Raw genomic sequence first — 13,819 nt, 5'->3', positions numbered from 1 at the left:
TATTGATATGGCAAAGCAAAACAAAGCAAATCCACCAGCACTAGAAGAACTTGATGAAGCAAGTCTTATAGCTGGTATTGGAAATAAATCATCTGTTCAAACACCTAATTTACAGCAAACAAGAACAGAACATAATCAAAACGACATTGTTAATAACGAACAGGAAAATAGGGGAGGGGCAGGCGATCAAAATCCTGATGAAAAAAATAATAATAATTCCTTGCATCTTAATGATAATATCAATAATTTAGATTCTGAAAAACATACACCACCTAATGAAGATATCAATGGAAAAACAGAGCAAAACACGGCGGGAAATAAGAATTCGAAGAAACGAACTATAAAAGTTAAAGACTTTGATGAATTTTTTTCAAGTAAAGAAATCATTAAAGAGCGGACAGCTACCTATGTAAGTGGATTCAATCATGAAAGGTTATCAAAGATTGTAGCCTTCAAACCTGGTTCTACTATATCGAGCTATCTAAATAACATCATCAATGAACACATGAATTTATATGCTGATGAACCTATCATCGGCAATCTTACACTAAAAGACATTGTAGCACCTAAAAAGGAATAGAAGCGATGTTTTTTAAAATTAATACCTATGCTGGAATCTATTTCATGGTCAGATTATTTTCTTTTTATTCTGGCCGCATTGATCATTTACTACGCCTTCGTATTTTTCTTTTACTATAATAAAGAATTAGCTTCCAGGTTTTCCAGTGGGAGCAAACGTAAGGATAACACATTGATCCAACCGATCAATGGTATACCTGATAACCAGGTAACTCCAACAGCTCAAATTTTACCTATAAATAATATCGATGCACTTCCCCTAAAAGTGCCATCTAATGAGCAACAACTAATAAGCGAAATCAGAATACTTCAAACAGAAGAACAACCTGAACAAATCCATGCAGTAACGGAAAATGTGAGTGCGGAAGATCTTGAAATTCTATCGGAGGTTCAAGCTGAAAGTCTTGATGTTGATTTAGAAGAAGAATTTATGCCGTTTGAAGATCCAGAACTGGAAGTTAATGACGGAGGCTTATTAATCGAAGAGGTGATTGAAACCGTTGATCTGGTAGCAGATGCTGTCGCTATTGAATCCTCTAATGGAATTCTTGAAGAAAAAGCTGAGGAAGAATTAATTGATAAAGTCAGCAATCTTGAAGAAAACGACTTCTGGGGAAGTTTGATGAATGAAAATCCTGAGTTAAACAAAGGATTGGAAGATATTAAGAAAAGAGTATATGAACGTCATGGATTGAGTTTCCATGAAAATGAAAAGTTCGACCTCGAAGACATTAAAGAAAAATCTGCCAAAGCATCCTTACTTGATGAAAATAAAATCGACGATCTGGTAAATAACTGGCAGGCCTAATCTTATTAATCTACTATATAACGTATCCATGAAAACAAAAAATCTAGAAAAAACTCAATTTTCGAAAAGTCTGATTATCACTGCTGCTCTAATTACTGTTGCTGCAAATGTTATGGCACAATCTGGTGGGGGAGCTGCAGGGATAGAAGCCGCTACTGATGAAGTTACGAGTTACTTTGATCCCGCTGTAAAACTTATGTATGCCGCAGGAGCAATTATGGGACTTGTAGGCGCTTTTAAAGTTTATTCTAAATGGAATAGCGGTGATCCAGATACACAAAAAGTTGCAGCAGGTTGGTTTGGCAGTTCAATCTTTCTCGTGATTGTTGCAACGGTATTGAAAGCATTTTTTCAATAGTATGTATGGCAAGGTTTCCAGTCAACCGGAAAGTTGACACCACAGTAGAATTCAAAGGCCTTAAAGCTCAATACTTAACATACCTGGTTATGGGCTTGATGTTTGTATTTCTTCTGTCTACCATTATGGCTCTTTTCGGAATAAGTTCCTATGCCATAGCATTTACTGCCATAGTCCTTACTACTGCTGTATTTATGGTCGTTTACAAAATGAATTATAAGTATGGTCAGTTTGGCTTGATGAAGATCAGCGCCAGACGCTCGCGACCTAAATTTATTATTGTTAGAAAAGGGGTACGCTCTTATTTTAAATATAAAGAGAACCAGGCTAACTGAATAATCTACTAAACATCTCAATTTATGATACGTGCGCTGAGAGCAGAAGAACTGGAAAAAAAACTACCAATTTATAAAGTTGAACAGGATTGTATAATCAGCTTATATGCAGACATCACCGTTGCCTATAAGGTTGAACTGCCGGAGGTGTTTACATTATCGGAACAGGATTATGAAAACATTCATCAGACATGGGTAAAAGCCGCAAAGCTCCTTCCTAAGTTTTCTATTCTTCATAAACAGGATTGGTTTATAGAAGAAAATTACAAGCCTGAACTAGAAAGCGAAAATTTGAGTTTTCTTAACCGTTCATTTGAAAGGCACTTCAATGAACGACCTTTTTTGAATCATTACTGCTACCTGTTTCTCACAAAAACCTCCCCTGACAGAATGAAAGTGCAAAGTACCTTCAATTCATTAAGTCGAGGCAGACTGGTTCCCAAAGATATGCTGGACAAACAAGTGATAGCAGAGTTTATGAATGCAGTAGGTCAGATTGAATTTCTTTTGAATGATAGTGGCTTAATGCAGCTTACCCGCTTAAAAAATGAAGATATAGTGGGAACGGATCAGAAAGCCGGCATTATAGAAAAATACCTCAGCGTTACACAGGAGGATCAGACTGTTTTATCAGATATTGACCTAACCGATGATCTAAAAATTGGAAGCAAGTATTTTAATCTGTTTACACTTTCTGACCTGGAGGATATGCCCGGTGAGGTTGGGACAGACAGGAGTTATGATGCTTTAAGTACAGATAGAAGTAAGTTTAAAGTAGGATTTGCCAGTAAGCTTGGCTTGCTCTTGCCATGCAATCATATATATAATCAGTACTTATTTGTCGAGGATCATCAGGAGAAAGTGAAAGGATTAGAAAAAAAGGCCCGACACATGAATTCTCTTTCTAGATATTCCAGGGAAAATGACGCCAATAAGGAATACGTAGGACATTACCTGAATGAAGCGCTAATAAATAATCGAACCTCAATCAGGTGTCATTTTAACGCTTTTATATGGACTGAGGATAAGAGCCAATTAAAAGAGCTTCGTAACTTAATAAGTTCCGCTATTGCTTCAATGGATTGTAAGCCAAGGCATAATACTACGGATGCCGCGCCTTTATTTTGGGCAGCTATACCAGGAAATGCCTCTGATTTTCCAAATGAAGAAAGTTTTAACACCTTTTTCGAACAGGCCTGCTGCTTTTTCAATAACGAAACGAATTACCGTAGTTCTTTGAGTCCTTTCGGAATTAAAATGGTGGATCGCATGAGCGGAAAACCAATTTTGGTTGATATTTCCGATGAGCCGATGAAAAAAGGCTTTACAACTAACAGGAATAAATTCATTCTTGGCCCATCCGGATCAGGTAAATCCTTTTTCACTAACCATATGGTGAGACAATACTATGAACAAGGTTCTCATGTTGTACTCGTCGATACCGGAAATTCATATTTGGGATTGTGCGAAATGATTCATGCAAAGACAGGGGGAAAAGATGGTGTTTATTATACTTATACCGAGGATAACCCAATAGCCTTTAACCCATTTTATACCGATGATGGCATTTTCGACATAGAAAAAAAGGAGAGTTTAAAGACGCTGATTTTCACCTTATGGAAACGTGATAATGAGGAACCAACCAGAGCTGAAGAAGTTGCCCTTTCTAACGCTGTCAATCTCTATATCCATACTCTTAAAAGTAGTAACATAAAGCCATGCTTTAATACATTTTACGAATTTGTTCAAGGCCCTTACAAGGAAGTACTTAAGAAGAAAAATGTCCGGGAGAAAGATTTTGATATTGATAACTTTTTAAATGTATTAGAGCCTTACTATGTCGGTGGCGAATACGATTATCTTCTGAACTCTGAAAAGGAACTGGATCTGCTGCATAAACGGTTTATAGTTTTCGAGCTTGATAATATTAAAGATCATAAAATCCTCTTTCCGGTTGTCACCATCATCATCATGGAGACTTTTATCAATAAAATGCGAAAACTGAAGGGAATCAGAAAAATGATCCTGATCGAGGAAGCCTGGAAAGCAATTGCAAAAGAGGGGATGGCAGAGTATATAAAATACCTCTTTAAAACAGTTCGTAAATTCTTCGGTGAAGCAATTGTCGTAACCCAGGAGGTAGACGACATTATCAATAATCCAATAGTTAAGGATACTATCATCAATAACTCGGACTGCAAAATTCTATTAGATCAGCGTAAATACATGAATAAGTTTTCTGAGATCCAAAATCTACTAGGGTTGAGCGATAAGGAAAAAGACCAGGTATTAAGCATTAACCTTAATAATGACCAAAAACGACTTTATAAAGAAGTATTTATAAGCCTGGGTGGTGTGAAGAGTGCTGTTTACGCCACAGAAGTATCATACGAAGAGTATTATGCATATACCACCGAAGAAACTGAGAAAGTAACATTATTCAATTTATCAGAAAAGAAGGGAGGGAGCATTGAACAGGCTATCAAGGAGCTGGCAACAATTAAAAGAGAAAAATTAATCAGTTAAAATAATACAAATGAAACAGGTAAAAATCTGCATCCATATAGTTTATCTCATTATCTCAGTTAGCCTGCTTTACTCTTGCCAAAGTAACGCTATCAAAGAAAGTACCGATAGTGTAGCTACGGAAATCCAAAAGCCTAAAAATTTAAAAGGGTATTTGGGTAAATGGAAAGAGGCGAATGGGAATTACTTTTTTACTCTAGAAGCTAGAGAAGACGGGAAAGTTTATTTTTTATTCAAAGACAATGCTGATCCAAGTAAAGCAATGGTTTGCGAGATAGAAAATGGCCAAGGTAGAAATGAAAAAGATGAAATGGTTGAAAAAGTAATAATTACCCCTAAAAATAAAAGTGGGCGTTCTTTGCAATCATTTTTTTATGATCCAAATGACGATGTTCTAAATTCTAATAATAATCGAAAAGTGATTTACGAAAGAAGAGAGTAATTATTAAAAATCAACACCCATGAAAAAATTTATTATCCTAATACTAATGGTAACCGGGTTCTCCATTAAAGTAAATGCCCAAATTGTAGTGGCAGATCCAGCCAGTCTCTCTCAAAGAGCTACCCAGCAATATGCAAATATGATTGAAAGCATTAAGCGCAAACTAGAATTAGTGAAAGGTGTAGCGGAAACAAGAAAAATCTTTGATCAGGGAAAAGCTTGGTATGATGCTTTGAAGAAAGTGAGTACCACAATTCAGAATTATAAAAAAGTGTATGAAACACTCCAAACTATCAACCAGATAGCCTCTGTCTATACCAATAGTTATAGCAGGATGAAAACTGACAAAAATTTCTCCCCTACTGAATTAGTCGAAATTGGCAATGGATATACGAAATTATTGAAGGAAAGCTCCAGTATTGTTGATGATTTGATGATGGGCGCTAAAGCCTCAAATATGAATTTAACTGATAAAGAACGATTCGATATAATCAATGCTACATACGAAAAAGCAAGAAGGCACAAAAGTCTAGTTGAGTATTACAGTAACCAATATATTCAATTATCATATGTGCGAGCTAAGAAAACCAACGAGACAAAGAATGTCCTGAGGTTATACGGTCTTACAAAATAACTAAATCTTTAGTATGATATTATTGGATATTCAATGGGATAGTATGCATCAGCTTCTGAGAAGCTTATATGATGAGATGCTTCCACTTTGCAGTCAGTTGATTGGTATTGCACGTGCAATTGGTGGTATTGGAGCAATATTTTATATCGCTAATCGTGTTTGGCGACATATGGCAAACAATGAGCCAATAGACTTTTATCCATTATTTCGCCCTTTCGTGATAGGTTTTTGTATCGGAATATTCCCCTTAGTGTTAGCCTCAATAAATGGAATAATGAACCCAGTCGTTACCGTGACAGAAGGCATGGTAGAGAAGCAGAATGTGGATATCGCTGCTTACACAGCCAAAAGGGATGCAATTGAAAAAGAAGCCTACGAAAGTAATGGTGAGTTGTATGTAGTTGATGATAAAGAATATCAAGCAGAACTTGATAAGCTAGGAATAACTGACGTCGGCAAGCGCATGGAAATGATGATGGAAAGAACTAGCTATCAAATTAAGAAATCTGTGAGAGATCTTCTACGAGAGATCTTGGACTTTCTTTATCAGGGCGTTTCGCTTGTGATTGATACCATTCGAACTTTCTTTTTGATCGTACTTGCAATAATAGGCCCTATTTCATTTGCACTTTCAATTTTCGACGGTTTTCAATCGACTCTGACAAACTGGATTGCACGATATGTGCAAATATCACTATGGCTTCCGGTGTCAAATATTTTTGGAACAATGGTAGGTAAAATCCAGGTCCTAATGCTTGATAAGTCCTTAGCAGATATGCAAGCAAACATGGACAGTACTTTCGATGCAACAGATACCGGCTATATGATATTCATGCTAATTGCCATTGTTGGTTATTGCACAGTTCCAACAGTTTCAAGTTTTATAATTCAGAGTACCGGTGGAGCTGCTGCACTCGGAAGGATGAACGCAGTAGGAGGAGGAGCTACGGCTGTGGCCGGTGCCGCAGGAGGCGCAGCTGGTGGGGCTATAGCCGGAAGAGCAACATCAGGAGCCTCCAATGTAGTGAACGCCCCAAAACATTTTTTAGAAGGCTATAACAGTAAATAAGTACGATTATGTTCAAATCATTAGAAACCATAGAAAGCTCATTTCGAAAAATGCGCCTGATGATGATTGTTTTCATCATACTTTGTGCAATAGTATGTATTGTTACCGTTGTTTGGGCCTTCGATTTCGCCAATAAACAGAGGCAAAAGATCTATGTGCTTGATCAGGGAAAAAGTTTGATGCTGGCTCTTGCCCAGGATGTAAATCAGAACCGACCGGTGGAAGCGAGGGATCATGTAAAGAGATTTCATGAACTTTTCTTCACACTTTCTCCCGATCAAAAAGCCATTGATTATACCATCAGGCAGGCTTTATACCTGGCCGATGAGAGTGCAAATACTGAATACAGAAATCTGATTGAAAACGGTTACTTCAATAATTTGATTGCGGGTAACGTAAGTCAGAAAATTCAAATAGACAGCATAAAGTTGGATATGCAGAACTTTCCTTATTCTGCTCAGACCTATGCAACACAAACCATTATTCGAAGCAGTACTGTTACAACCCGAAATTTAATAAGTCATTGCTTCCTGAGGGATGTTCAAAGGTCCGACAATAATCCTCACGGATTCTTAATTGAGCGTTGGAGAGTAAAAGAAAATAAGGATATCACCACAGTTCAACGCTAATATCATGGCCACATTCTTTTTTGCTTTCGCTTTTATACTCATAATGATTTTTTTGGTCATGCTCTTTATAATTATTAGTGCGCTAATTACATCACCAGAAAACAGATTCACCACTGCTTCCAACCCGACTCCGGAGGGAGAAACAAATATGATTGCCGCTTTGAAAATTTGGACTTGGAAAAAGCAGGATAGACTAGTTAACTACCTAAGCAAAAGAGACAAGGAAATGAGCAAATCTGCTAAAATGAAATATTTGGGTTTGTTTTGCATCCTCGGTATAGCATTCTCACTTACCTCTCTGTTTTGGGATTACCAGCCGGAAAAGAAACCCTTCATCAAACAAGCTACAATCATTGCCCCACATGCGGGGACAGAAGAAGCCAAGTCTAATGATAGCGTAATAATTCTTGATCAGGAAGATGCAAGAGCTTTAAAACAACTTAAAGAGTTTACCAAAACTGACACCTTAAAAGAAAATGAAATACCCAGAATCTGGGAACCCTAACATCAAATACTACCGTTATGAATGAAAAACCACATCAATACTCGCAGGAATTTATAAATCAGCGAAAAATGGCTCTAATGGCACCTGTTTTTGTTGTGCCAACACTGACGTTTCTCTTTTGGCTATTTGGAGGAGGATCGATAACGCAGGCATCCAATAGCAGGGAAGTAAGCGGCTTAAATACCTCAGTGCCTGAAAGTCAATCGAAAGAAATTGTAAGCGACAAATTGGAAGCTTACAAGAATGCTGAAAGAGAACAGGAACGCCAGCAAAAGTTAACTGCTTTGGACGAATATGCATTTCCCGATGAAACGCAGGATCCTGAATCAGAAAACTCCAACATTGCAATGAGAAGGACAACGAATGATCCTGCTGCCACTGAATTGAACCAAAAGGTTACAAAGTTTTATGAAAGCCCTTCCGGAGCAAGCAATGCGAAAGAGATTGATCGACGGATCAGGGAAATGGAAAGAAAGCAAGCAACGGCAGGTCTTTCCGATGAAGAATATATAAACCGGGAATTAGCTAAGAATCCTTACACAAAGGAGATAGAAAGACAAATGATGCAAAATAGTGGTTCCAACAATTCTGCATCATCGAGGCAAAAACGAAATGTGATGGAAGTATCTTCCAGTAGAGAGAAGAAAATAGTTTCATCATTAACAACTACCCGACAGGATAAACCCAAAAAGCGCAACTCCTTTTATACTTCAGGAACGAAGGCAGCTGCCGCAAATTCAAATACGCTCTCTGCTGCAATTCACCAGGATCAAACAGTTGTAAACGGTTCTACAGTTAAACTAAGACTGCTGAATGATATTTCAATTAATGGTGTTGTGGTACCAAAAAATACATTCGTATATGGTTCCGCTACTTTGAGCGCAGAACGCTTGAATATTGAAATAACCAGCATCAGGTATAAAAACGATATTCTTCCCGTAAATCTAAATGTCTATGATGTGGATGGTATAGAGGGTGTTTCAATACCTGGTTCTCAAGTCAGAACCGCAGGCAAAGAAGCAATGGCAGATGGTGCTCAAAGTATTGGTAACGGAACCATCGTCGCTCCAACCGCTGGCGGACAAATTGCTGTAGAAGCGGCAAATGCAGGTATTGGTGCTGTGAAATCCCTTGCCGGAAAAAAGGCAAAGCAAGTCAAGGTTTTTGTTAAAGCCAATTACCGCGTTTTTTTAAAATAGTAAATAAAATCTCACTGATATGAAATCCAAATCTCTCGGGCTTATAAAAGCCTCTCTACTTTTGGCTTTTGCCTTTTCTTCATTTGTGGTTAGTGGACAAGTAACACCAACCCCGATATCAAATTTTAAAGATAGCCAGATACTAAATTCTTATCCCTTACTGGTTTCTTATGATAAAACAACACATATCATCTTCCCTGCGGGTATAAAATATGTTGACCTGGGTAGCGAGTCCATCATAGCGGATAAAGCTGAAGGGGTTGACAATATCTTAAGAGTTAAAGCTAACTCAAAAGGGTTTCCCGAGACTACCTTAAGTGTTGTAACAGGAGATGGGAAATACTATTCTTACATAGTTAATTATTCGCCCTTTCCAAAAACCCTTAACATATCCATGAACGGCTCAGACTTTTCAGGCGTTGGTAGGAAAGTCGTATTAAAAGGGGAAACAGGTGGCTCGGCAATCGTTTCATTTGAGGATGTAAATATGAGTGAAACTGAAATCGCTCGTCTAGGAAAAGAAGCTTCAAAGGCTGGCAGAAATATCCGGGATGTGTCTGCTGAAAAAAATGATATGCATTTCGCATTACATGGTGTTTACATAAAGGATGATGTAATCTTCTATAAAACGTATATAAAGAACAAATCGAATTTAAATTACGATATAGATTTTGTTAAATTCTACATAAGAGATAAGGAGGTGGCTAAGCGTACAGCGATGCAAGAGCTGGAAGTAACACCTTTATATGTTTTTAGCCCACCAGGAAGCAGCGAATCTATACTTGGAAAGTCGTCAACAGACCGTGTATATGCTTTACAACGCTTCACCATTCCAGATAATAAAGTATTGGAGGTTGAAATGTTCGAAAAAAATGGTGGCAGGCATCTGAGGTTTAATGTTACTAATAAGGATATTGTTCAAGCGAAAGTGTTAAAGTAGATTTTATATCATCTACAAAAAAAAAATGCTCCATAATACCTCTATTATGGAGCTACCTAAACCTTATCACAAGTTTTTGATTCCCACAAGTATAACTCATATAACATAATTTGTTATTATATCTACAAAAATAAAACCTAACGGTACCCATCAGGTTCCGAGCCGGAAATCACAGAGTAAAAATTATCTACAATTTACTTTTCCTGTAGTGTCATGAACTTCTTAAAGCTTTCCAGTTCTTGGGTAGATTCCGTTGGAATCTGGCAGCCTAAAGATTCAGTTATGAAATCTTCAATACTGATATCCTCGTTTTTTTGCTGTTGATGGTTGCTGTATTTTTCAGCCAATTCTCCAGCCTCTATTTTTATAATTTCATCATTATACGTTAGTGTAATTTTATCTGTGTGTTCCATAGGTTATGGTATTAGTTCTCAGATGCTTTTTCCTTATCGATAGAATATTTAAAAATGTTCACAAGTACCATTAAATCTGTTTCTATTAATTCTGATAATCTGATCAATTCATCGAGTTTAAACTGACCCGGATGTTTTGACCTGTTATTACTGAAACGGATTGGATTTATTCCTAAACCATTAGCGATAACATTTTTTGGCAGCACCTTATATAGTTGATCAACTGTTTGAATTACGTTATTCTCCAGTAATATCTTTGCCTTATGATATCTCTCATCTTTTGATTCCTTTGATACTTCTTGAATCTTCATGTTTTGCTTATTGCTTTTCTAAGTCTTCATAATAACTTTCGGGGACCTCGTCAATCCCTGGTGAATAAGAAGCTTCACTTTGACTACCGGTTACAAGTACAACATAATCTTCTACTTTACAGACGAGCTTTGCCACCGGTTCATCTCTACCTTCAGTATTATAAGCTTCGGCCTTAATGAAACCATCAACCTGAATTAGGGAACCTTTAGTTAGCCTCGGTAACTGCGATTCACTAGGGTTACGCCAGTAAGAACATTCAACGTAGCTAACATCCTTTGTGTACCTATCATCACCTTTCTTCTTATAATAATCGTTTACCGCAACTGTGAAGTTCAACACGTTTCTATCGCCCGAGATATTTTTGATTGTTGCATCGTGGGTTAATCTTCCTGTAAATAAGAATGTAAATTTCATAATAGGTAGTTTTATATCTAGTTCATTGAATGGTAAAAAATTCAAACATTAACCTGCTAACCTATATGCTGCGCTCAGCTGATTCTCTACATTCACTTACACCCGGCTTTCTAACCAGTGAGGGCCTTACAGCAGTAAGGTTCGGAGTAGCTTTACAAGCGAAAAGTTGAGATTTACTCGTCAACTCTTACATACACCATTTTCCCTTAACAAAATCAGTTGAACTTGGTTGGCTAAATCGCTGATTTTTAACAACTATTAACTATCAGTTTCCTTTCACTTCTTAATACTCTAAATATACGAAATAGTATATATTCATAAGTACTTCCAAGAAATTTAAGGCGTATAAATTTCAAATGTCGATTTAAGACCTTAGTGTATGTTCTGATTTAATTATTAGATAACTTTTGAATATCTTTAGTGGGAACAGAGCTTAAAAGTTGAGAAAACCTCGTCAAATAAGTGAATTAGATCTTCAGGCAGTAAAATGACTAAAAATACCTTATTCAGCAGCAAAATTAAAAAAGGCCCTGTAAATCGTTTAAACGGGGTTTTGCGAGAAAAACTCAACATTCCTTTTTCTAGACCGCGATCGAAGGAGGTTAGTAACGAGAAAAACTCAACATTTTGGGGCCCGCGCCTCCCTATCATCTTTGGATTATCGATTTTTCCTTTTCAATTTGCTTTATTCCTGCCATTTTGTCCAAAAAGTCCACAAAACCTAAATGCCTTTTATAATTGATAAAGAATTGTTTAATCTATTGATATAATTGTAGACCTCCGCAACGCATTGATACACTGTAATTTATAAAGATTTTTTACGAGTAAAACTCAACATAAAAACGAGTAAAGCACAACTTAGAAACGAGCTTTACACAACATTTTAGACGAGAAAAACTCAACATTCGTTTTTGAATTACGAGCAAAACTCAACATTTCCTCTCCCGTAGCTCGAAAATGTTAATAAGTGCGTGTTTTCTGCTCTTACAAAATTACCCTGCCAATTATTTTCTATTAAAATCCTCGAAATTAGCTCCGGATACCCATTTTGAAATTGACGAGAAATTCTCAACATTTTATTTTGCTGTCGGATAGCCTGTTATGCTATGGATAGGTGCCTTTGATTAGTGTTTGACGAGAAAATATCAACTTTTTTACCCTATATATTAACGAGAAAAACTCAACTTTCGAATGGATTAACTAGCCTTCATGTGCTCTAAACGAACATTTACGAGAAAATCTCAACTTGAATGGGTAATAGCAAATATCATGAAAGAGGGGAGGGATGAACGAGAAAAACACAACATTAACTGCCGAACTGTTGCACCAGAGCTTTTAACATATAATTCGCCTTATTCTCAATAGGCTCTTTTGTATGATCGCTATTGGTGCGGAATATAAAGTCCTCCACCTCAACAATTTTTTGATTGATAGCATGACGGCTAATTTCCTGGTCTTTTAGAATTTCCTCCACTTTACGGATTTGTTCGTTGTTAAATCCAAAGTGTAATCTTAGCATTCCTAGTATTGTCTCATCCTTCTTGGTCATTTCCTCCTGGAATTCAGGTGTAATAACTTTGAAGTTGAGCATCACTTCTTTTTTCTCAATGGTCTTGAAATCTTTGGCATTACAGTTAAACCAGCAATGGGCCTTTTCAAAGATGTCTTTTTGTACCGGCTCCAGAACGTTCTTTTTGAAATCGTAGAAGCGGGGGTATTGGTCAGGAATACTCAAATGTTCCTTTAGTTTATCCATAGAGATTGAAAAACCACCTTTTTTAGCCCAGGAGGCAATTAAAGGATACAGCCTTGGAGTATAAACGCTCTTGGCTCGTAATATGGTTTCATAGTAATAGGAAGTATAATTAACAGGTAGATTATTGTCGTTCTTATCAATCCTCACTAACACCTCTGCAACACGCTTTTCTATCTCAATTTGGATCTCTGAATTATAATCCGCTTTGTCAGGAATGTTGGCGCGTATCAAACCGGTGATCCGCTCCATCCCCTTGCCTTTTTCGTCTTTGTAAGGAACAGCTACAACAACAGCGGCCAAATCCTTTATTGCTTGTTTTACATCGCGGTATTGGGAAGCGCTTGTTGCTATCTCCTTTAAAGGTACAATCAGTTTAACCAGATCAGGGTTATCTTTTTCAAATAAGTCAAGTTGCAAAAAAGACAATCCGTTCATCTGTGGCTTAATCGCGCTTTGCAGTTGTAGCATAACATATGCAAAAATCTTCGATTGAGTAAGGGTTAAAGGTAGATGAGCATTGGTGATTCTATTTGGCTGATAAATCTTCGTCATAACCGCAGGAAGTTCTATAGGAACTTTCTTCTTCGCAGTTTTTTTTATGACGTTGGTCTTTTTGGCCATCACGCTAAGTTAGCTTTTATAATATTGTAAATCCAACTGGTGATATCATCAGGCAGATATAAAATTCAGTCTTGTAAATATACGAAAATGTATATTTCTAACAAATTCAATGATAATATTATACGTAATTGTTCCAAAATATAGTTATCTACCTATAAAAAATTCAAATTAAGGGGAAATAAGAAAAAACACTATCAAAAGGATTATCTACATATACCCTTGGCCTGATCAGATCTGCAGCGCTTACCTGGTAAAAAAACATCTACAATTCAAAGGGAG

General features: G+C 36.9%; 16 protein-coding genes. 12 read left to right on the top strand and 4 right to left on the bottom strand.

Translation table 11 applies throughout. The features are described from left to right. The first annotated feature begins 7 nt into the window (after nt 1-7). From WG906_RS18290 to traN, 12 genes are all read left to right on the top strand, one after another. Nucleotides 8-580: a DUF3408 domain-containing protein gene (locus WG906_RS18290; protein ID WP_339994329.1), complete on the top strand. Its 573-nt coding sequence runs from the start codon at nt 8-10 to the stop codon at nt 578-580. A gap of 27 nt (nt 581-607) precedes the next feature. Then, nucleotides 608-1,387, top strand: a complete 780-nt coding sequence (locus WG906_RS18285; RefSeq protein WP_339994328.1) for a hypothetical protein — start codon at nt 608-610, stop codon at nt 1,385-1,387. 112 nt (nt 1,388-1,499) lie between these two features. Then, nucleotides 1,500-1,745, top strand: a complete 246-nt coding sequence (locus WG906_RS18280) for a DUF4134 domain-containing protein (protein ID WP_431844494.1) — start codon at nt 1,500-1,502, stop codon at nt 1,743-1,745. Between the two features lie 5 nt (nt 1,746-1,750). Next, complete coding sequence (locus WG906_RS18275) at nt 1,751-2,080, top strand: DUF4133 domain-containing protein (protein ID WP_339994326.1); 330 nt, start codon at nt 1,751-1,753, stop codon at nt 2,078-2,080. Between the two features lie 24 nt (nt 2,081-2,104). Then, nucleotides 2,105-4,606: a TraG family conjugative transposon ATPase gene (locus WG906_RS18270; RefSeq protein WP_339994325.1), complete on the top strand. Its 2,502-nt coding sequence runs from the start codon at nt 2,105-2,107 to the stop codon at nt 4,604-4,606. Nucleotides 4,607-4,616: 10 nt separating this feature from the next. Further along, nucleotides 4,617-5,048: a hypothetical protein gene (locus WG906_RS18265; protein WP_339994324.1), complete on the top strand. Its 432-nt coding sequence runs from the start codon at nt 4,617-4,619 to the stop codon at nt 5,046-5,048. Nucleotides 5,049-5,067: 19 nt separating this feature from the next. Then, on the top strand, nt 5,068-5,682 hold the full coding sequence (locus WG906_RS18260) for a hypothetical protein (protein WP_339994323.1): 615 nt from the start codon (nt 5,068-5,070) through the stop codon (nt 5,680-5,682). A 13-nt stretch (nt 5,683-5,695) separates the two neighbouring features. Next, on the top strand, nt 5,696-6,751 hold the full coding sequence (gene traJ, locus WG906_RS18255) for a conjugative transposon protein TraJ (RefSeq protein ID WP_339994321.1): 1,056 nt from the start codon (nt 5,696-5,698) through the stop codon (nt 6,749-6,751). Nucleotides 6,752-6,759: 8 nt separating this feature from the next. Next, nucleotides 6,760-7,380 (top strand): conjugative transposon protein TraK, encoded by a 621-nt coding sequence (gene traK, locus WG906_RS18250; protein ID WP_431844493.1) that lies wholly within the window; start codon nt 6,760-6,762, stop codon nt 7,378-7,380. 58 nt (nt 7,381-7,438) lie between these two features. Beyond that, nucleotides 7,439-7,885, top strand: coding sequence for a hypothetical protein (locus WG906_RS18245; RefSeq protein ID WP_339994320.1), 447 nt, complete (start codon nt 7,439-7,441; stop codon nt 7,883-7,885). Nucleotides 7,886-7,902: 17 nt separating this feature from the next. Further along, nucleotides 7,903-9,084, top strand: a complete 1,182-nt coding sequence (traM, locus tag WG906_RS18240; protein ID WP_339994319.1) for a conjugative transposon protein TraM — start codon at nt 7,903-7,905, stop codon at nt 9,082-9,084. Between the two features lie 19 nt (nt 9,085-9,103). Then, nucleotides 9,104-10,024, top strand: a complete 921-nt coding sequence (traN, locus tag WG906_RS18235) for a conjugative transposon protein TraN (RefSeq protein ID WP_339994318.1) — start codon at nt 9,104-9,106, stop codon at nt 10,022-10,024. Between the two features lie 194 nt (nt 10,025-10,218). Here the strand turns inward: traN and WG906_RS18230 are convergent, their stop codons facing one another. The 4 genes from WG906_RS18230 to WG906_RS18215 form a co-directional block, all read right to left on the bottom strand. Next, nucleotides 10,219-10,437, bottom strand: coding sequence for a hypothetical protein (locus tag WG906_RS18230; protein WP_339994317.1), 219 nt, complete (start codon nt 10,435-10,437; stop codon nt 10,219-10,221). Nucleotides 10,438-10,448: 11 nt separating this feature from the next. Further along, nucleotides 10,449-10,748: a hypothetical protein gene (locus WG906_RS18225; protein WP_339994316.1), complete on the bottom strand. Its 300-nt coding sequence runs from the start codon at nt 10,746-10,748 to the stop codon at nt 10,449-10,451. Nucleotides 10,749-10,755: 7 nt separating this feature from the next. Then, nucleotides 10,756-11,163: a single-stranded DNA-binding protein gene (locus WG906_RS18220; protein ID WP_339994315.1), complete on the bottom strand. Its 408-nt coding sequence runs from the start codon at nt 11,161-11,163 to the stop codon at nt 10,756-10,758. A 1,306-nt stretch (nt 11,164-12,469) separates the two neighbouring features. Then, on the bottom strand, nt 12,470-13,540 hold the full coding sequence (locus WG906_RS18215; RefSeq protein WP_339994313.1) for a replication initiation protein: 1,071 nt from the start codon (nt 13,538-13,540) through the stop codon (nt 12,470-12,472). Between the last annotated feature and the right edge of the window lie 279 nt (nt 13,541-13,819).

Origin of the sequence: Pedobacter superstes (assembly GCF_037622515.1) — a bacterium.
In the GTDB taxonomy this organism is placed as follows: domain Bacteria; phylum Bacteroidota; class Bacteroidia; order Sphingobacteriales; family Sphingobacteriaceae; genus Paradesertivirga; species Paradesertivirga superstes.
This window is presented reverse-complemented; position numbering and strand designations above follow the sequence as displayed.